This window comes from Flavobacterium pasteuri (genome assembly GCF_048286615.1).
Taxonomy (GTDB): Bacteria; Bacteroidota; Bacteroidia; order Flavobacteriales; family Flavobacteriaceae; genus Flavobacterium.
Genome location: NZ_JBLVPN010000002.1, coordinates 493,166 through 513,871 on the forward strand (window position 1 = coordinate 493,166; position 20,706 = coordinate 513,871).

13 protein-coding genes are annotated in these 20,706 nt (G+C 33.9%); 6 read left to right on the forward strand and 7 right to left on the reverse strand.

Annotation, left to right across the window (positions count from 1 at the left end; all coding sequences use genetic code 11):
* Positions 1–2 precede the first annotated feature (2 nt).
* The 3 genes from ACNQF6_RS04815 to ACNQF6_RS04825 form a co-directional block, all read right to left on the reverse strand.
* Positions 3–1,523: a RagB/SusD family nutrient uptake outer membrane protein gene (locus ACNQF6_RS04815; RefSeq protein ID WP_417963739.1), complete on the reverse strand. Its 1,521-nt coding sequence runs from the start codon at positions 1,521–1,523 to the stop codon at positions 3–5.
* Positions 1,524–1,533: 10 nt separating this feature from the next.
* Complete coding sequence (locus ACNQF6_RS04820) at positions 1,534–4,506, reverse strand: SusC/RagA family TonB-linked outer membrane protein (protein ID WP_417963741.1); 2,973 nt, start codon at positions 4,504–4,506, stop codon at positions 1,534–1,536.
* Between the two features lie 660 nt (positions 4,507–5,166).
* Positions 5,167–7,143 (reverse strand): glycosyl hydrolase family 95 catalytic domain-containing protein, encoded by a 1,977-nt coding sequence (locus ACNQF6_RS04825; protein WP_417963743.1) that lies wholly within the window; start codon positions 7,141–7,143, stop codon positions 5,167–5,169.
* A gap of 226 nt (positions 7,144–7,369) precedes the next feature.
* Between ACNQF6_RS04825 and ACNQF6_RS04830 the strand changes: the two genes are divergently transcribed.
* The 6 genes from ACNQF6_RS04830 (at position 7,370) to ACNQF6_RS04855 (ending at position 15,459) form a co-directional block, all read left to right on the forward strand.
* Complete coding sequence (locus ACNQF6_RS04830) at positions 7,370–8,959, forward strand: glycoside hydrolase family 32 protein (RefSeq protein WP_417963745.1); 1,590 nt, start codon at positions 7,370–7,372, stop codon at positions 8,957–8,959.
* A 46-nt stretch (positions 8,960–9,005) separates the two neighbouring features.
* Complete coding sequence (locus tag ACNQF6_RS04835) at positions 9,006–10,334, forward strand: sugar porter family MFS transporter (protein ID WP_417963747.1); 1,329 nt, start codon at positions 9,006–9,008, stop codon at positions 10,332–10,334.
* A gap of 2 nt (positions 10,335–10,336) precedes the next feature.
* Positions 10,337–11,233 (forward strand): carbohydrate kinase family protein, encoded by an 897-nt coding sequence (locus tag ACNQF6_RS04840; protein ID WP_417963749.1) that lies wholly within the window; start codon positions 10,337–10,339, stop codon positions 11,231–11,233.
* A 58-nt stretch (positions 11,234–11,291) separates the two neighbouring features.
* Positions 11,292–13,037 carry a glycoside hydrolase family 13 protein gene (locus tag ACNQF6_RS04845; protein WP_417963751.1) on the forward strand — a complete coding sequence of 582 codons (1,746 nt, stop codon included), beginning with the start codon at positions 11,292–11,294 and terminating at the stop codon, positions 13,035–13,037.
* Between the two features lie 130 nt (positions 13,038–13,167).
* Positions 13,168–14,187, forward strand: a complete 1,020-nt coding sequence (locus tag ACNQF6_RS04850; protein WP_417963753.1) for a LacI family DNA-binding transcriptional regulator — start codon at positions 13,168–13,170, stop codon at positions 14,185–14,187.
* 231 nt (positions 14,188–14,418) lie between these two features.
* The gene (locus tag ACNQF6_RS04855; RefSeq protein ID WP_417963755.1) at positions 14,419–15,459 is read left to right on the forward strand and encodes a LacI family DNA-binding transcriptional regulator; all 1,041 of its coding nucleotides are present in this window, start codon (positions 14,419–14,421) and stop codon (positions 15,457–15,459) included.
* A gap of 7 nt (positions 15,460–15,466) precedes the next feature.
* Here the strand turns inward: ACNQF6_RS04855 and queG are convergent, their stop codons facing one another.
* From queG to ACNQF6_RS04875, 4 genes are all read right to left on the reverse strand, one after another.
* Positions 15,467–16,387 (reverse strand): tRNA epoxyqueuosine(34) reductase QueG, encoded by a 921-nt coding sequence (gene queG / locus ACNQF6_RS04860; protein ID WP_417963815.1) that lies wholly within the window; start codon positions 16,385–16,387, stop codon positions 15,467–15,469.
* Positions 16,388–16,529: 142 nt separating this feature from the next.
* The gene (ruvB, locus tag ACNQF6_RS04865) at positions 16,530–17,552 is read right to left on the reverse strand and encodes a Holliday junction branch migration DNA helicase RuvB (protein ID WP_099714294.1); all 1,023 of its coding nucleotides are present in this window, start codon (positions 17,550–17,552) and stop codon (positions 16,530–16,532) included.
* A 155-nt stretch (positions 17,553–17,707) separates the two neighbouring features.
* The gene (locus ACNQF6_RS04870) at positions 17,708–19,504 is read right to left on the reverse strand and encodes a cytochrome c oxidase subunit I (protein ID WP_417963757.1); all 1,797 of its coding nucleotides are present in this window, start codon (positions 19,502–19,504) and stop codon (positions 17,708–17,710) included.
* 29 nt (positions 19,505–19,533) lie between these two features.
* Positions 19,534–20,691, reverse strand: coding sequence for a cytochrome c oxidase subunit II (locus ACNQF6_RS04875; protein WP_417963759.1), 1,158 nt, complete (start codon positions 20,689–20,691; stop codon positions 19,534–19,536).
* Positions 20,692–20,706: the final 15 nt, after the last annotated feature.

Genomic DNA, 20,706 nt, shown 5'->3' on the forward strand with positions numbered 1-20,706 from the left:
ATCTAGTAACCAGGGTTTTGAGCAAGGTTTGCATTGAATAATGCATCTGCTGGTATAGGAAACAATACATATCTATTATCAGACACATAAGGTTTCAATTCTCTTGCAGCTAGGAAAGTTCCAAAACGAATCATATCATTTCTTCTCCATCCTTCTAACCACAATTCTTTACCTCTTTCTTTGTAAATTCCATCTAAAGTAGTTGGGAAAACACCAACTTGTCCAGATCTAGATACTATGTTTGCCAATTTAGCAATATCATTAGTACCAGCACCGCCTCTAGCTATTGCTTCTGCTTTCATCATTAAAGCATCCGAATATCTCATGAATACAAAGTCATTATTAGGGGCACCAAGATTGGCAGCATCTGGAATGTATTTTTGCATTCTAATCCCTGCCGTTTCAAGAGTAGCTCCACTAGTAATCAAAGTAACTGCAGAAGTATAAAACAATGGATTTCCATTTCTGTCTTTCAATGCAACAGTACCTCCTGGTTTGTACATTTGACCTACTTGCAGACCTACTGGATTACCAAAAGCAGCAATTATAGCCGGATCAGCATTTTTTATACGTCTATCATTTGGATTAAACTTATTGTAATATTCTGCTACTGTAGAGAAACCATTCCATCCATCAGGAGTCTGATTATAGTGCATAGACATTCTCCAATGATATTGAATTCCACCACCTGCACCACCTTGAATATTTTTAGAAGAAAGTAAAATCTCTGGCGATGTATTGTTAGTAGGCTTGAAGTTATCCCAATAATCAGCAGATAATGAACTATTAATAGCATCAACATTAGTAACAACTTTAGTCATATCTGCAGCAGCAAAAGTATAAGGTCCTGCAGCAGTAGTTGCAGTAAATACTCCTTTGTTCAAATATAATTTAGCTAACAAAAAGTGAGCCGCATCTTTATTTGCTATACTTGCATCTCCAGCAGTTCTTGCAGGCAATGAACCTACAATAGCTTCTAATTCACTAATTACAAATTCAGTTGCTTCAGTTCGAGTCCAAACTTTAGGATCATCTGTTAATGCAGATCCAGCTTCTCTATATGGCACTTGACCAAATAAATCGATTACATTGTAGTAATAAAATGCTCTTAAGAAACGAGCTTCAGCTATTTGTGAACCTGAACCATTTTCAATAACTAAGTTACAGTTGTAAACTTGAGATAATAAAGCATTCCAAGCATTTCTAACTTCATTATGATCAGGAGCCCAAGTATGTACGTGGATTTGTCTCCAAGTGGCATTATCATCCCAGTCACCTCCACGTGTTGGTCCAACTAATGCATCAGATGACATTTCGTCTAAAGCAAACATTTGCCCTTGCGTTTGAAAGCCTCTTAAACCTTCATAAGAACTAGTTAAAAGTGAAGCAGCGTTTACTGTTCCTCCACCAGCATTAGATATAACTACACCATCTAATACTTCTTCATCTAGATTAGTACAACTTACACCTAATACAATAGTACTAGTTAATAAGATGCCTTTTATAATATTAATTCTTTTCATCGTTTTTTAATTAAAATGTTACGTTAAGACCTACAGATACACTTTTATCTCTTGGATATGATAAATATTCCATACCTGCTGAAGGAACACCGTTCAATGATTTATCAGTATCTACCTCTGGATCTGTTCCTGAATAACCCGTGATTATAAATAAATTAGAAGCATTTACATATAATCTTGCAGTAGACATTTTAAGTTTATCTAAAATAGCTCCTTTAACTGTATAACCAAAAGTTAGGTTACCCATTCTCAAGAAATCTCCTTTTTCTAAATATTTAGTAGAAGGTGAATTTGGATCTCCTTGCGCTTGAGCAGATGTAGCTGCTTCTTGAGTTACGTTTCTACCACCTAAGAAAGCTCCTTTAAAGAAATAAGCATTCGTTGTATTGTTGTAGATGTAATGTCCAAAAGCACCATAGAATGAAGCTCCTAAATCAAAATTCTTGTAAGTAAAGTTTGTATTGAAACCAACATTGATTTTTGGTAAAGGTTGTTTGTCTAATAATATTTTAGCTGCTGTACCTAAACCAGTATCATTTCCTGCTGCATCAGCATAAATTGAATTTCCAGTTGCATCATATCCTCTCCACTCATACATGTAATAAGAATAAATTGGCTTGTCATTTGTAATAACTTGTGCATAAGCCCCTGATAAACCTTGACCGTTAATTCCACCTGTAGAAATAAACCCAGCAAAATTTGTCATTTTATTAGCTAAGAATGAAGCATTTCCAGAAACATCCCAAGTTAAATCTTCTTTCTCAATCACTTTATAGCTTAAAGAAACTTCAAAACCTTTATTGATTAAGTTTCCTGGTAAGTTTTTGAAACGTGGAGATGGAGGACCTGGTTGCGTTGCAGCAGCAGGAACTGGGAAGATTAAATCTTTAGTATCTTTTTGGAAATAATCAACTGTACCAGTCAATCTATTGTTGAATAATTCAAAATCAGCACCTACTCCATAAGATCTAGTAGTTTCCCATTTCAAATCAGCATTTGCATTACTATCTACATTCAAACTTCCGTTTAGACCATAAGCACCTCTAGAAATAGCCGAGTTAGGTGCAAATTCTTGGTTACCTGTTTTACCAAAGTTACCTCTAATCTTGAAATCATTTACAATTCCGTCTTTGTTTTCAACTACTTTGTAAGCGATACCTGCAGATGGAAAATAATCGTATTTGTTATTAACTCCTAATTTAGTAGAACCATCAGAACGTAACGTTCCAGTAAGAATTAACTTATTGAATAGAGTAGCATTTACTCTTGCAAAATAAGACTGTAATTCTGATCTGTTTCTATAAGAAAACACTCTGAATTCATTTTGGAGACCACCTTCAATATTATCAATTAAGTTAGTTTGAGCCTTATCATACCCTTTACCTATTGCAACATGTCCATCTGCAGTATAGTCATAATAAGAATAACCAACTAAAGCATCTAAATTAAAATTATCACTAAAGTCATTGTTATAATTCAATGTGTGCTCAAAAGTTTTATTAAATTTATTTTGAGAATTAATTGATGCTTGACCATACTTAACATCTGTAGATCCAGGAACTGAAGCTTGTGCCACATTCTGAATATCCATAGTTGGCAACAATTGACTTTTTCTACTAGAAGTAGAACTTTCAATACCAAATAAGAATTGATATTTCAATTTACTGTTAATTTTCCAAGTAGTATTGATGCTTCCCAAAAATTTATTAGTATTTGTAAAATCTTTATACGAATTCAACAATTGAACTGGATTCAAATAGGTATTACTAACTACATTATATGTACCATCAGCTTTATAGATAGGTAAAGTTGGATTCCAGTACAAAGAAGTACCAATGATGTTTCCAATATAACCAGCATCGTTAGACAAGATAGTAGTATCATCTTTCAATGAAGCATACATAATTCTTTCTTCTACTTTCAAAGCCCCTCCAAAGAAGTCATTTGAGTTATAAACTGTAGCTGAATATTTATCTAAACCTGTGTTTTTAACGATACCATCTGTATTAGATGCACCCAAAGAGATTCTTGTATTAGAATTCTCAGTTGATTTTGTAAAAGATAAATCGTGATTCATAGAAAAACCTTTTTGCAAAACAGCATCTTTCCAGTTGTAACTTCTTGATCCTTTATCATCACCTCCTGCAGCAACGAATTGCTCCGGAGTCATTACATCAAAATCACCTGCCATTTTACTAAATGTCACAGAAGAACTGTATGCTAATTGTGGTACTTTAGATTTTCCTTTTTTAGTTGTAATCACAATTACACCATTAGCTCCACGAGAACCGTAAATCGCTGTAGAAGAAGCATCTTTTAATACACTGATACTTTCAATATCATTTTGATTAACGAAATTCAAAGGGTTTCTTGCTGAAGAAGCACCTAATAAATTATCACCACCACCAGAAACGTTTCCTCCATCTAATGGTACACCATCAATAACGATAAGTGGTCCATTACCTGAACGAATAGAAGTATTTCCACGAACTCTAATTGCAACTCCACCTCCTGGCTCCCCACTTGATTGTGTTACTTGTACACCTGCTACTTTACCTCTCAATAATTGAGCAGGCGAAGGAGATGCTACATTGTCAAAATCTTTTGCTCCAATTTGATCAACTGCACCAGTTGCATCTTTCTTTCTAACTGAACCGTAGCCAATAACTACAACTTCTTTTAATTCAGCTGAGTCTTCTTTTAATACTACATTAACTGTGCTTTTTCCTGCTACATTTACCTCTTGAGTTTTAAGACCAATGTAACTAAAAACTAAAACTGCGTTTGAGCCAACATTCTTGATAGTAAATTTTCCATCGAAATCAGTTTGCGCTCCATTTGTTGTTCCTTTAACTAAGATAGAAGCCCCTGGAAGCGGACCGCTAGCATCAGATACAGTTCCAGACACATCTTGCGAATATGTCAAACTTGTACATAGCATCGTTAGAAACACCATCAAGCCTTTAATTAGACTATTTTTCATACGTAATAAATAAGTTGGTTAATAATTTGTTTTAATGGTTTGTTTAAATATTAAGTTCAAACATAATTATAATTTTATGATAATATTAAGATTTTACTAAACTATAACGTTTTCGTTGTGCCGAAAACGTTTTCGATTTTAAAATTAATCCTTTAAAAAATTAATACTAAAATTATAATAAACATAAAAAAAAGGCAATAAAAAAATCATTATTGTATTATTTAAGCTTTTACAGCAAAAAATCATTGCGTTTTAATCAAAAAAAGAGCCTAATAAGAAAGAACATTGCGAATTATTTAAAGCAATCTCGTTTTTTGCTCTAAATCAACAATCTGAATTTGACTAAATAAATGTACCTCAAAACATTTGGCTAAAAAAACCACATCTGCTTTATTTTCCATTTCATAACTCTAACAAAATAGTAATCTAACAAAAACATATTAACATAAAGATTTAGATACACTATCAATATATTTATGCAAAATATCAATCTGTTTTACATTGCATCAAGTTCACAAACACATTTAAAAATTTAGTTTGTTTATGCCATGCCTTGATTACAATGCATAAAAGGGAGTAAAAAAGCCACGGATCCAGCAATTAAATCTATTACAAACAGATTGAATCCTGTATTCGTGGCAAAAAAAATTATTTAACGTATTATTTTATGACAATGGTTTTATTGTCAGCACCAATTCCAACAATCTTTAACGATTTCCATTGTTTTGGCAACAGTCCTTTATTGTATTTCAATCCAAGGTCTGTTTGTTCCACTCCACCAAAACCATAAATAACAGCTTGAAGCATTGCTCCTGCCCCTGTAGCAAAATATGGGTTATTACTATTTGCTGATTCCGAAAACACTCCAAAAGGAGGGCGGCTATTTGGCAAATAGGACTTCACAAAATAACTATACGCTTTTTCTCTATCGCCTAATCGTGCGTACAAAACAGATAAAACACCCGAGGCCATCGCAGGACCATCTTTTTTATCAATTTTTTCGGCGTAGTATTCTAAATCTTTTTCAATTTGAACTTTGTCAGTGATTATGTGTAAAGGATACGCTAACAAATTTACATCCGCTTGTTTTATCATTTGCCCCTGATAGCCTTTATAATTTTGTGTAATCCCATTCTCTTTGTGAATGACTAATTTCTCCGACACTTCAATCCATTTCGGATTAATCGGTTCGTTCAAAATTGTTGCCGCTTTAATTGTATTTTTCAAAGACTCAATAGCTGATGCATTTGTAAAGGCATTATCATCTATATGTTGTGCATATTCATCAGCACCAACTACATTTAAAATAGAGAAACTTCCATCCAGATTTTTAACTACACGACTTACCCAAAAATCTGCAGTTTCTTTTAAAACTGCCCATTCTTTTCTCAACCAAGATTTATCTTGTGTATAGCTGTAATAATTCCAAAATGCGATTGAAACATCCGCCGTGATATGTTGTTCAAAAATTCCAGTCAAGGCCCAAGTTGGAGTTGCTTCTTCACCCGTATCATCAGACTCCCAAGGATACATCGCTCCTTTATATCCATAAATAAAGGCTTTTTGTTTTGCTTTTTGCAAACGATCTGAACGGTAATCCAAACATGATTTTGCCATATCCGGTTGCAGTGCTAAAAGTGTTGGATACATCCATAGTTCGGTGTCCCAAAAAATATGTCCGTTATAACCTTGCGAGGACAATCCCATAGGGGCTATACTTTGTCTGGTTTCAGGACGGATGTACGAATATAAATTATACAATGCAAAACGAACGCGTTGCTGCGCATCCAGATCACCTTCAATTTGTATGTCGCCCGTATTCCATAACTCAGCCCAAGCTTGTTTATGGCGGTTCAATAATTTATCAATTCCTTCTTGTAAAGCATAAATGGGCTGTCTTTCGGATTCATTCAAAGGATCCGTAACATCTTTTGAAGTGCAAATTCCTCCTGCAACTGCAAAACGGTATTTTTCACCCTTAACTAATTTTTTAGTAAAACCAACTTCATTTCCGGTTTGCTTTAAGGTTTCGGATAGCCCGTCAAAAAGAAATGTAGTTGAAGCCGCTACCGTATATTTCCCAGTTAGCGTTTTAGCTGTTGTTCCAAAAACTGGCATTAAATATTGATTATCTTTCAAAATCCTAAACTGACTTTTAGCGTCTTTCAATTCGTCAGGAACAACCATATAATTGTTAGCCGTAATTTCTATATCCTTAGTAGGAATGATTTCGACAATTGCCATCGCTGAAAAAGGAATAGCTCTATTGGCTAAAATCGTGTAATTAATAGTCGCCAAATCTTTAAATGAAAATGAAGTGGTACTCGTCCCTTCTTTCATAGAAACTACTTGGCTCCAGTTATCAATATTGTCTGATTTAATTTCTTGATTATTTATATTCATGTGCAGATTCAAAAACTCAATTCCTCGAACTATTCTACTGATTCCATTTTCGGGACTGCCATCGTAAACGCCATTCAGAATAATTTCTTTTGTTTTTAAAGGCGTATCGTCTGTAACAATTCCTATTTGACCGTTAGCCATGGCAACACCATAATAATTTTCCCTGGAATTTGCGAATAAGTGCCACTCATCTGATTTGCTTTGGCTAAAAACGACTGTAGTTAGTAAGAGCATAAACAACAAACTTTTAACTTTTGAAACCATAGTTTAATTTTTTAATAATATTTCCAAACTTATATATTTTTTAGGTAGAAATATTGAATAGTTTCATAATGTATGTCGAATACAAAACGAAAACGTTTTCGACTTATCAAAAACGTTTTCGATAACTCAATTATGTTTAATTAAAGAATATAATTCTATTTTTATGAAGATAATATAATAATTAAACCTTATTTTAATGAAGTTCACAAATAAAATACTTCCCTTTTATTTAGTATTTGGAGCCTCTTTATTCTTGTTTTCTTGTAAAAAAGAAGCGGAAAATGGAGTTATAACAATAGCTTCTTCCGAAAGTATAAAAACTGATTCCACGGTGCAATACAAAGAACTTTACAGACCACAATTTCATTTTTCTCCAGAAAAAAAATGGATGAATGATCCAAACGGAATGGTTTTCTACAAAGGAATTTATCATTTGTTTTACCAATATTATCCGGACGACATTGTGTGGGGACCGATGCATTGGGGACACGCGACAAGTACGGATTTAATCCATTGGACACATAAAAAAATCGCTTTGTTTCCTGACAAATTAGGAATGATATTTTCAGGAAGTGCCGTGGTAGATTTAAAAAACACTTCTGGCCTTGGGACAAAAGAAAACCCACCAATGATTGCCATTTTCACCTATCACGACATGGCTGGTGAAAAAGCGGGAAGAACAAACTATCAAACGCAAGGATTAGCATATAGTCTCGACGAAGGCGAGACTTGGGTAAAATATGATGGTAATCCAATTGTTAAAAATTCCGGTATGAAAGATTTTAGAGATCCTAAAGTATTCTGGAATACCGATAGCAATCTTTGGAATATGGTATTAGTAGCGGGAGATCACGCACAATTTTACACTTCCGAAAATTTAATCAGTTGGACTCTTGAAAGTGAATTTGGTAAAAATATAGGAGCACATGGCGGTGTATGGGAATGTCCCGATATTTTTAAATTAAAAGTTGCCGGTACCAATGAAGAAAAATGGGTTTTACTTATCAGTATCAATCCTGGCGCTCCAAATGGAGGTTCTGGAACACAATATTTCGTAGGTGATTTTGATGGGGAAAGTTTTAAAACAACTCAAAAAGACATCAAATGGATTGACAATGGCGCTGATAATTATGCCGGTGTCACCTACAACAATACACCTGACAATAAACGAATATTCATAGGCTGGATGAGCAATTGGTCATATGCCCGAAACACGCCAACAAAAAACTGGAGAAGCGCTATGACATTGCCAAGAGAACTTTCACTGGCTAAAATTAATGGTAATTATATCCTGAAAAGCGCTCCTGTTGAGCAGTTCAAAAAACAAGGAACTACAGCCTTTTCCAAAGATAAAATCACCTTAAAACCGAATCAAAAAACTACAGTTGATTACCAATATTTGAATCAGTCAGTAGTACAATTGAATGCTAAAAATGAAAACTTAAAATTGGTTTTTTCCAATGAAGTAACGGATTCTCTGGTTATCAATTACGATGCGAAGCTAAAGACTTTTGCTATTGACAGAACACATTCCGGAATAATAAACTTCGAAAAAAGTTTTGGAGGAAAAATTCACAACACCAAAATTCCAAACATTAGAACTGAAACAATTGATTATCAAATCATAGTAGATTGGTCCTCAATTGAAATTTTTCTGAACGGTGGCGTATATAGTTTTACGGAACAAATTTTCCCTAGCAAACCGTACACCAAACTTAGAATTCAATCAAATGGAAATCAGGAAATTAAAAACATTACCATTTCTAAAGTAAAGGAAATCTGGTAGAAGAATTCTTTATAATAACCAAAATAATTAACCAAAAAACAAACTAATGAATAACAAAAAAATACTTTATTGGTCCATTGTCGTTGCATTTGCAGGATTTTTATTTGGATTTGACACTGTAGTAATTTCGGGAGCCGATAAACAATTGCAGCAATTATGGGGTTCTTCTGATTTGTTTCATGGACTAGTAGTGATGTCATCCGCATTATGGGGAACGGTTATTGGCGCTATTTTTGGTGCGTTTCCAACGAATATTTTAGGTCGGAAAAAGACTTTAATAATTATAGGATTGTTATTTTTTGTTTCTTCCATTGGAACTGCATTCGCAAATGATCCTATTTTCTTTTCCATTTTTAGATTTCTTGGCGGAATTGGTATCGGTGCATCTACTATTGCGGCTCCAACCTACGTTTCTGAAATTGCTCCTGCAAAAGACCGCGGAAAATTGGTTGCTTTATACCAATTCAATATTGTTTTTGGAATTTTAATCGCTTTTACATCTAACTATTATTTACAGGATATTGGAGAAAATGCCTGGCGTTGGATGTTAGGAATACAGGCTTTCCCATCCTTTTTATACACAATTCTAGTATTTGGAATCCCGGAAAGTCCGCGTTGGATTTTAGAATACAAGAAAGACAGAGCAAAAGCAGTCGCCATTTTGAAACAAATTAACAGTGACGCAGCAGTAGAAGCAGAAATTGCAGCTATCGAAAAAGAAACTACTCATGAAGGGAAAAACGAATCCATTTTCATGGCAAAATACAGAAAACCATTACTATTAGCTTTTTTTATTGCTTTTTTCAATCAGCTCTCCGGGATTAATGCTTTTCTGTATTACGCGCCTAGAATTTTTGAATTGGCAGGATTAGAAAAATCAGCATCTTTTTTGAGTAGTATCGGAATAGGAGTGATTAATTTGATATTTACCATGATTGGAATCTCGCTAATCGATAAGTATGGAAGAAAAACATTGATGTATTTAGGTTCTGTAGGATATATAATTTCTTTAGGATTAGTGACAACCGCCTTTTATTTTGAGTGGAAAGGAATGGCTGTTCCGTTATTTTTCTTTTTGTTTATAGCCTCCCATGCGATAGGACAAGGAGCCGTAATTTGGGTATTTATTTCTGAATTATTCCCAAATAAACTAAGAGCGGCCGGAACCTCTTTTGGGACTTCTGTTCATTGGGTTTTAGCTGCATTGATTCCTTCTTTTATTCCGTTTTTGTTTAAAGAAATTGGAACTACAACTGTTTTTGCCATATTCTGCATAATGATGATTTTCCAATTGCTTTGGGTATTCACAAAAATGCCGGAAACTAAAGGAAGAACATTAGAAGAACTATCTGAAAGTTTATCAAAAAAAGAATAACTATGACTAAAAATATAATCTGTTTCGGCGAAGTTTTGTTTGACGTTTTCACAACGCATAAAAAAATTGGAGGAGCACCATTGAACGTGGCACTGCGCTTGGCATCACTTGGCATCAATGCCCATATAATAAGTCGTGTAGGTAATGATGAAATTGGAAAAGAACTCCTTGCTTTTATTAAAAAAAACGGAGTTGATACCGATACGATTCAAATAGACAAAAACTTATCAACCGGGCAAGTTATTGTTCATTTAAACGAGAAGGGTTCTGCTTCCTACACCATCAATTACCCTGTTGCCTGGGACAAAATTATTTGTATTCCGGAAGACGAAATTATGGTCAAAAAAGCGGATGCACTTGTTTTTGGAAGTCTTGTATGCCGAGATTCTGTTTCGCAAGAATCACTTTTAGAAATAATAAACTATGCAAAATATGCTGTTTTCGATGTTAATTTACGTGTTCCTTTTTACACAAAAGAAATACTGATTAATTTGATGATGCAGTCAGATTTTATAAAATTTAATGATGATGAATTGTATGAAATAAGTGCTTTCATGAATTCTCCTTACCATTCATTAGAACAAAATATACTTTTTATCTCAGAACAGACAAACACTAAACACATTTGTGTAACCAAAGGAAGTCATGGCGCTGTTTTGTATTACAATGAAAAAATGTATTACAATAGTGGTTATAAAATTGATGTTGTGGATACGGTAGGTTCTGGAGATTCCTTTTTAGCAGGATTGCTAAGCGAGTTGCTTATTAATAGTAACCCTCAAAAAGCAATTGATTTTGCTTGTGCACTAGGGGCAATTGTAGCAAAAAACGAAGGGGCAAATCCAAAAATTTCCAGTAAAGAAATCAATGCATTTATGAATCCTATACAAAACCGATAATTTTCTAATCTTAATTTCAAATAACTTAAAAAGTAAAAAACTATAAATACAAACAACCATGAAAGCTATTCTCTCATTATGCATGTTTTCTGCTCTTACAATATTTTTCTCTGAGAGTACATCTGCTCAGAACAATTTTGTAAAAACAAGTCAAAAAAACGATTCAAAATGGTGGAAAGAAGCTGTTGTGTACCAAGTATATCCTAGAAGCTTCAAAGACAGTGACGGCGATGGAGTTGGAGATTTAAAAGGAATCATTTCAAAATTAGATTATATAAAAAGCCTAGGAATCGATGCGGTTTGGCTTAATCCGATTTATACTTCTCCAAATGATGATAATGGGTACGACATCAGTGATTATAGACAAATCATGACGGATTTTGGAACTATGGAAGACTTTGATCTTTTGCTAAAAGGGATGCATGAACGCGGGATCAAACTCATCATGGATTTAGTGGTAAATCATAGCAGCGATGAGCACGAATGGTTCAAACAGTCCAGAAGTTCAAGAGATAATAAATACAGAGATTACTACCATTGGTGGCCAGCCGAAAAAGGAAAACCACCTTACCGATGGAGTTTTTTTGATGTGAATAGCGATGCCTGGAAATATGATGCACAAACTGACGCCTATTATTTGCATTATTTTTCCCAAAAGCAGCCCGATTTAAATTGGGAAAATCCAAAGCTAAGACGAGAAATATATGAGATGATGCGTTTTTGGTTAGACAAAGGGATTGATGGTTTTAGAATGGATGCTTTTCAGTTTGCCTCAAAAGATACTACATGGCCAGAATTACCCAAAGGATATGAAAAAAACATCATAAAATACTACGGAGTTGGTCCGCATTTACATGATTATTTACAGGAAATGAACCGCGAAGTTTTTAGTAAATATGATATTATGACCGTTGCTGAAGGTGCCGGAAGTACTCCAGAAGAAGCAATGCTATTTGTGGATCCAGACCGGAAAGAATTAAACATGGCCTATCATTTTGAAAGTGTTGACATTGGTAAACATATCAACGATTTTGGTATTGTTAAATATAAAGATATTTTTTCAAGGTATGATGAAACCTTTAAAGATAAAGGTTGGCTTTCGATTTTCCTAGCCAATCACGACCAACCCAGAATGGTAAGTAAATTTGGCAATGACACTCCTGAATTCAGAGAAATCTCTTCAAAGATGCTTTCTACATTTGTAATGACCATGCGTGGAACTCCCTATTATTATTATGGTGACGAATTAGGAATGACTAACATTCGCTTTGATTCTATAGAAGATTATCACGATGTGGATACCCGAAATAAATACATTGGATTAAAAAATAAAGGAGGCGATTTGAAAGCTTTTTTAGAAGGGCAAAAACAAACTTCAAGGGAAAATGGAAGAACACCTTTTCAATGGGATACAACTAAAAACGCCGGATTTACAACCGGAAAACCTTGGTTGAAAGTAAATCCAAATTATACGATAATAAATGCCGAAGCACAAGAAAAAGACCCAAATTCAACCTTAAACTATTTTAGAACATTAGTACAATTACGCAAAAAGGAACCTGTTTTTGTTTATGGAAAATATACGCTGCTAGACAGAGAAAACCCTAATATATTTGCATACACTAGAGATTTAGAAGGCAAAAAAGTATTGGTTTTATTGAATTTCTCAGAGAAAGAATCTTCATTCAACATAGGAATTCCCATCACTAAATCTAAAATTATTTTGGATAATTATACGAATACTAAAAATTTAAAAAAGAATATTTTACGTCCATTTGAAGCGGTAATAATTGAGCTAAAATAGAAATTAACCCTTCAAAACAGTGTCGAATTAACAAACTGTTTTTTGAAAATTGATTTACAATAAATAAATAAATTGTAAATTCGTTTTCAGGAAGCAGTTTTTTTGGCTTTCACAAATAGAGTATTGCACTATGAACAATCCCACTCTCAAAGAAATTGCCGCCCAATTGGGAATTTCAATAACCACAGTTTCAAAGTCACTAAAAGGATATTCAGACGTCAGTGAAAAAACAAAAAAATCAGTTATTGAACTTGCTCAAAAATTACATTACACTCCTAATAGTTTTGCAGTAAATCTTAGAACGAAAGAATCAAAAACTATAGGATTGATAATCCCTACACTTGTTCATGATTTTTTTTCGAGTGTAATAAAGGGAATTCTGGAAGAAGCTGAGAAGCGGGACTACATGGTTATCATTTTACAATCCAATGAAAAATTAGAGTTTGAAAAAAAACAAATTGATTTATTATTGAACAAAAGAGTAGATGGTATTTTGATGTCTTTGTCAAATGAAACTGGTGATTTTGAACATTTAAAATCGATTATTGCTAATAGGACTCCACTGGTACTTTTTGATAAAATTGCAAAGCTTGTGAACTGCTCAAAAGTAACCATTAATGACAAAAAAGCCGCATACGACGCGGTTTGCTATCTTATAAAAAAAGGATACAAAAAAATAGCTCATTTTAGAGGTTCTTATTTACCCCAAAATGCTATTGATCGGTTTTTAGGATATAAAAAAGCTCTTGAGGACAACGGTATTTCTTATGATTCGTCACTGGTTTTTGTATGTGAGAACAACACAGATTTTGAAGATGGTTATGAAAATGCAAAAAAAGTGATTCATGAACATCCCGAGATTGATGCGATTTTTGCCGTTACTGATTTAGTCGCCATTGGAATCATTAAATACTTCAATGAAACAGGGATTTCCATTCCGCAAAGAATAGCTGTTTTGGGTTTCAGTAATTGGTTTATGTCAAGCGTTATATCACCAAAACTTTCAACAATCAACCAACCTGGATTTGAAATTGGAAGAAGGTCTGCATCGATTTTATTTGATGAAATCAAGCTAAAAAAGAATAATTCACCAGTAACTTTTCAGTCAATTGAATTAGAAACCAATATGATTGAGAGAGAATCTACATAAAAAAATGGATTCTTCAATAAACAACCAACGCTACTTTACTTATTTTAACGAATCAATATTAATTTGTTTATTTTGACAAAAAACTCATAAATAAGATAAAAATTAATATCTTGGTAAAGAATATTTTAAGTTAGAGTCTATTTTTTTAGGCACAAATTAAACCCATGGAGACTTAAAACAAAGTCATTTCTAAAAATATTTTCTTAAATTAAATACGTAGAAATTCGATTCATGAAAGATATTACTCTTAAAGAAATTGCAACAAAACTGGGGATTTCAATAACTACTGTTTCAAAAGCACTGAAAAACTATCCGGATGTTAGTGAAAAAACTAAGAGAGCGGTAATTGAACTCGCTCAAAAGCTACATTATACTCCTAATAGTTTTGCCGTAAATTTAAGAACAAAAGAATCAAAAACTATTGGTTTAATCATACCTGAAGTAGTACATCACTTTTTTTCTAATGTGGTAAATGCCATTATTAATGAAGCCGAAAAAAATGGATATCTTGTTATTATCTTACAGTCTAATGAAACATTAGCTTTAGAAAAAAAACAAGTAGAACTTCTTATAAACAAGAGGGTAGACGGCATTATCATGTCGCTATCCAATGAATCTAACAATGATGATCACATCAAAGAAATAATGAATAGAAATATTCCTTTTGTGATGTTTGACAAGATTGCGAAACTATCTAAATGTTCAAAAGTAATAATTGACGACCAAAAAGCAGCTTTTAATGCGGTCCAACACTTAATTGATAATGGCTGCAAGAAAATTGCACATATTCGTGGTCCATTGAATCCTCAAAATGCTATAGACAGATACATTGGCTATAAGAAAGCGTTAGAGAAAAACAATATACCTTTTGACAATAAATTAGTCTATACATGTGAAACCGTAACTTTTGAAGAAGGCAGAGATTTTGCCAAGCAAATTATTAATGAGCACCCTGACATCGAAGGTGTTTTTGCAATTACTGATTTGGTTGCGGTAGGCGCATTAGCCTATTTCAATGAAAATAAAATAAAAGTACCAGAACAAGTAGCCGTAATTGGGTTTAGTAATTGGTTTATGTCACAAGTATTGACACCAAAATTAAGCACTGTGAATCAGCCAAGTCATGAAATGGGAATTGAATCTTTTAACTTATTGTTGGAAGAAATGAATTGTCATAAAGAAGGAATTCCTTTTACGCCAAGAACTGTTGAATTAGAAACTAACGTTATCGTTAGAGAATCTTCTATAAAATTCAAACAAATTGAATTGTAAGATACTGTTATTCTAAAAAATCAATATTTCTTTTTATTCCTTGAAACTTAGCTCTTTTAAGTGGCGAATTTTTAAATACTGCTTTAAATGTTTCTTCTGTAATTTCAATCCAATCCTTTTTTGACATGGAAAGTAATTCTGGATTTGGGTTAAATAGAGGTTCATTATGTGCTTTTGAAAACTTATTCCAAGGACAAACATCCTGACAAACATCACATCCAAAAGCCCAATCAGCAAACTTTCCTTTCATTTCTTGAGGAATATTCTCTTTTAATTCAATCGTGAAATAAGAAATACATTTGCTACCATCAACTACATAAGGCGCAACTATGGCCTCGGTAGGACAAGCGTCGATACAAGCGGTACATGTGCCACAATGATCGGTTGTAGGATTGTCATACTCTAAATCTAAATCGATAATGAGTTCTGCTATAAAGTAAAAAGAGCCTACTTTTTGCGTCAATAAATTGCTGTTTTTGCCTATCCAGCCTAAACCACTTTTGGCAGCCCAAGCTTTATCGAGTACTGGAGCCGAGTCTACAAAGGCACGACCGGAAACTTCTCCTATTGTTGATTGAATAGAAAATAAAAATTCTTTTAATTTTGCTTTTATTACAAAATGATAATCCTGCCCATACGCATATTTTGAAATTTTATAAGAATCTGAATTTTGAAGTTGCTCAGGGTAATAATTAAGCAGCAAAGAAACTACACTTTTAGCATCATCAACCAGTAAAGTTGGATTTAGACGCTTGTCAAAATGGTTTTCCATATAAGACATTTGACCATTCCTGTTGTTCTTTAACCAGTTTTCTAAACGTGGTGCTTCTTGTTCTAAAAAGCCGGCTTTGGATATTCCACAAGATAAAAAGCCGAGACGCTGTGCTTCGGATTTGATAAATTGCGTATATGTAGCCTTATGGTTGATGCTTATAAAAATAGAAGTTAATAAATGGATTCCCTAGCCCTGATAGCAGCGGCATCACCCGATTTAGAAAAACAAGGCTTTTTTAGCCGTAGTTTTTGTTAATCGGGAATATAGCGGATAGCGGGAAATAGCTCCTAAAAAATTAGAATAAACCTCCTTGAATGTTTGTATTTAATTTCCCTAAATGCTTGTAAGCTTTGTCCGTAACTTCTCTACCTCGTGGTGTTCGCATGATAAATCCTTCCTGAATCAGAAACGGCTCATAGACTTCCTCGATTGTTTCGCTGCTTTCGGATACGGCTGTCGCCAAAGTAGTTAAACCAACCGGTCCACCTTTGAATTTATCGATGATTGTGGTTAAAATTTTATTGTCCATTTCATCCAAGCCATGTGCATCAACATTAAGCGCTTTTAAGGCGTAACGAGCAATTTCTATATCAATTGTACCATTTCCTTTTATCTGGGCAAAATCACGCACTCGGCGCAACAATGCGTTTGCAATACGAGGTGTTCCCCTGCTTCTACCTGCAATTTCAATGGCAGCTTCCATTGATATAGGCATTTTAAATATCGTAGCACTTCTTTCCACAATTGTGGTTAATAGCTCCGTTGTATAATATTGCAAACGGGAAGATATTCCAAAACGAGCTCTCATAGGAGCCGTCAATAAACCGGAACGCGTAGTGGCTCCAATCAATGTGAATGGGTTTAGATTGATTTGGACAGTTCTTGCATTTGGCCCTGATTCAATCATGATGTCAATTTTGAAATCCTCCATAGCAGAGTACAAATACTCCTCAACTATAGGGCTCAAACGATGAATTTCATCAATAAACAAAACATCTCTTTCTTCAAGATTAGTCAATAAACCTGCTAAATCCCCTGGCTTGTCTAAAACCGGACCAGAAGTAATTTTGATTCCTACTTGAAGTTCATTAGCTAGAATATTAGCTAAAGTCGTTTTTCCTAAACCGGGAGGACCATGAAACAGCGTGTGATCAAGTGCTTCATTTCGTTGGTTTGCAGCTTGCACAAAAACTTTTAGATTTTCTAATATTTGGTCTTGTCCTGCAAAATCATCAAAAGAAAGCGGTCTTAATTTTTTTTCAAGATCAAGTTCTTCGGAATTGTAACTGTTTGATGTTGGGTCTAAATTTTCATTCATGTAACAAAGATAGCAAAGCAATTTTGAATTATAAATTTTAAATTTTAAATGCTAAAAATTAAAAAAGGATCTGAACAAAAAGTATGACAAGGGAAACAAGAATAATAAACGCCACAAAAAAAGCCTCTACTTTTGCAGAGGCTTTTCTTTATATTTTAGTGATGTAAAACTTCTTCACCTTCTTTCATTGGAACGTTTTGAGGTACAAAATCCACATCGTGTGCTGGATTACTGTAGTCATAAGGCCAACGATATACGTGAGGAATTTCACCTGGCCAGTTACCGTGAATGTGCTCAACTGGTGCTGTCCATTCTAATGTATTCGATTTCCAAGGATTCATTACAGATTTTTTACCGTAGAAGATACTAACGAAAAAGTTGTATAAGAAAACCAATTGAAAAACTCCACCAATTAATGCAAATGTTGTGATTAAAACGTTTACGTTTTGTAAATCATCAAATAATGGGAAGTTTGTGTTTGTATAGTAACGTCTTGGTAAACCAGCTAATCCGATAAAGTGCATTGGGAAGAAAACTCCATAAGCACAGATTGCAGTTACCCAAAAGTGTACATATCCAAGGTTCTTGTTTAACATTCTTCCGAACATTCTTGGAAACCAATGGTAAATACCGGCAAACATTCCATAAAGAGCAGAAATACCCATTACTAAGTGAAAGTGAGCTACAACAAAATACGTATCATGAACATTAATATCAAGAGTACTGTCTCCAAGAATAATTCCCGTCAAACCACCTGTAATAAATGTAGAAACTAAACCAATTGAAAACAACATAGCCGGATTCAACTGTAAGTTGCCTTTCCACAGTGTTGTGATGTAATTAAACGCTTTTACAGCTGAAGGGATAGCAATCAATAATGTTGTAAAGGTAAATACTGATCCCAAAAATGGATTCATACCCGAGATAAACATATGGTGACCCCAAACAATTGTTGATAAGAAAGCGATAGCCAAAATTGACATAATCATCGCTCTATAACCAAAAATTGGTTTACGTGAATTTGTTGCTATAACTTCCGAAGTAATACCCAAAGCAGGTAATAAAACTATATAAACCTCAGGATGCCCTAGAAACCAAAACAAGTGTTCAAACAATACTGGTGAACCTCCTTGATAATGCAATACTTCTCCAGCAATATAAATATCAGACAAGAAAAATGATGTTCCAAAACTTCTATCGAAAATCAACAATAAAGCTGCAGATAAAAGAACAGGAAAAGAAACGATACCAATAATTGCTGTTACAAAGAAAGCCCAAATTGTAAGAGGCAATCTAGTCATAGTCATACCTTTAGTTCTTAAATTGATTACTGTTACAACGTAATTCAAAGAACCCATCAAGGAAGATGCGATAAAGATAGCCATTGAGACTAACCATAACGTCATACCTAAACCTGAACCAGGAATAGCTTGTGGCAATGCACTCAAAGGCGGATAAATTGTCCATCCTGAAGAGGCTGGTCCAGCTTCAACAAAAAGGGAACTAACCATAATAATACTGGACAGAAAGAACAACCAGTATGATACCATGTTCATAAAACCAGATGCCATATCACGTGCTCCAATCTGAAGCGGTATCAATAAGTTACTAAAAGTACCACTTAGAGCGGCTGTTAATACAAAGAATACCATTATCGTACCGTGTATGGTAACTAAAGCCAAATAAATATCATTAGTCATTACTCCGTTAGGGGCAAATTTATCACCAAGTAAAATATTAAAAATTTTAAATGATTCTTCTGGCCATGCTAATTGCATTCTAAATAGCATAGACATCCCTACTCCTATAATTCCCATAATAATACCCGTAATTAGGTATTGTTTGGCAATCATTTTATGATCAATACTAAAAATATATTTAGTAATAAAAGTGTCTTTATGGTGATGTTCGTGTTCGTGATCTATTGCGTGATCGTGACCTTCTGCTGACATATATGTTTACTTTAAATTTTTCTTGTTAATTATTTCATGGCCATTACGGCAACTGCTGCAGTATCCTTTGCTTTAGTAGAATCTGTACCAGTTGCTCCATCAGTAGCAGCAGGTTCAGCCATTGCAGCTTTTACTTCACTTACAATTGTAGCTTTATCTTTCAACCATGCTTTATAGTCTTCAGGTGTATCTACAATAATTTTCATTTGCATATTATAATGAGATGCTCCACAAATTTTATTACAAAGCAATAAGTAATCAAACGTGTAAGGATCTAGAGCAGTTTCACCCTTAGCAACTAAATCAATACTTTTCTTAGATCTAAGAGCATTAATATTAGCTACTTTTTCTACCATAAATGGCAATTCTCTATATTCTGATGTCGTGTATATCGGTTCAAAAGCAAATTGCGTAACCATACCAGGAACACAGTTCATTTGTGCTCTAAAATGAGGCATATAAGCTGAATGCAAAACATCTTGTGATCTCATTTTAAAAAGAATCTTTTTTCCTTTAGGGATATGTAATTCTGTAACAACAATATCATCTTGTGCATAAGGATCCGCTAAATCAACACCTACAGCGTTAGCTCCTTCGATAAATCTAACATTAGCTTTCCCTAATACATTATCATTACCTGAATATCTAGCTTTCCAGTTAAACTGTTGTGCATATAATTCAATAACTATAGTATCCTCGTCTTCATCAACAAACATAATATTTGTCCAAGCAAAAAGACCATAAAGAATCAAACCTGCTAAAACTACAGCTGGAATAACACTCCAGATAGCTTCTAACTTATTATTATCTGCGAAATAAAGTGCTTTTTGATCTTTTTTACCTCTGTATTTGAATGCAAAATAATGCAATAACACTTGAGTTATAGCCTGTACTATAAAGATAAGAATCCATGTAATATTCATCAAATTATCTACTTCACCTCCATGGGCTGAAGCAGGAGTATGAAGAACAAGAGGTCCCCATTTAAACAATCCGTAAATTGAAAAAATATAAATGAAAGCCAAAAACCCAAACATCAAATAACCTTGAACGTTATTATCGTTATCTGTAGCTATTTCTGAACTATCTGAATTAGATCCAACTTGCGTCAGGTCGAATATTTTAGTCAATTGCCATAAAGCAACAGCTAATAAAACTAAAACTATAATTACCAACAAACTTGTCATCTGTTTTTTTCTTTA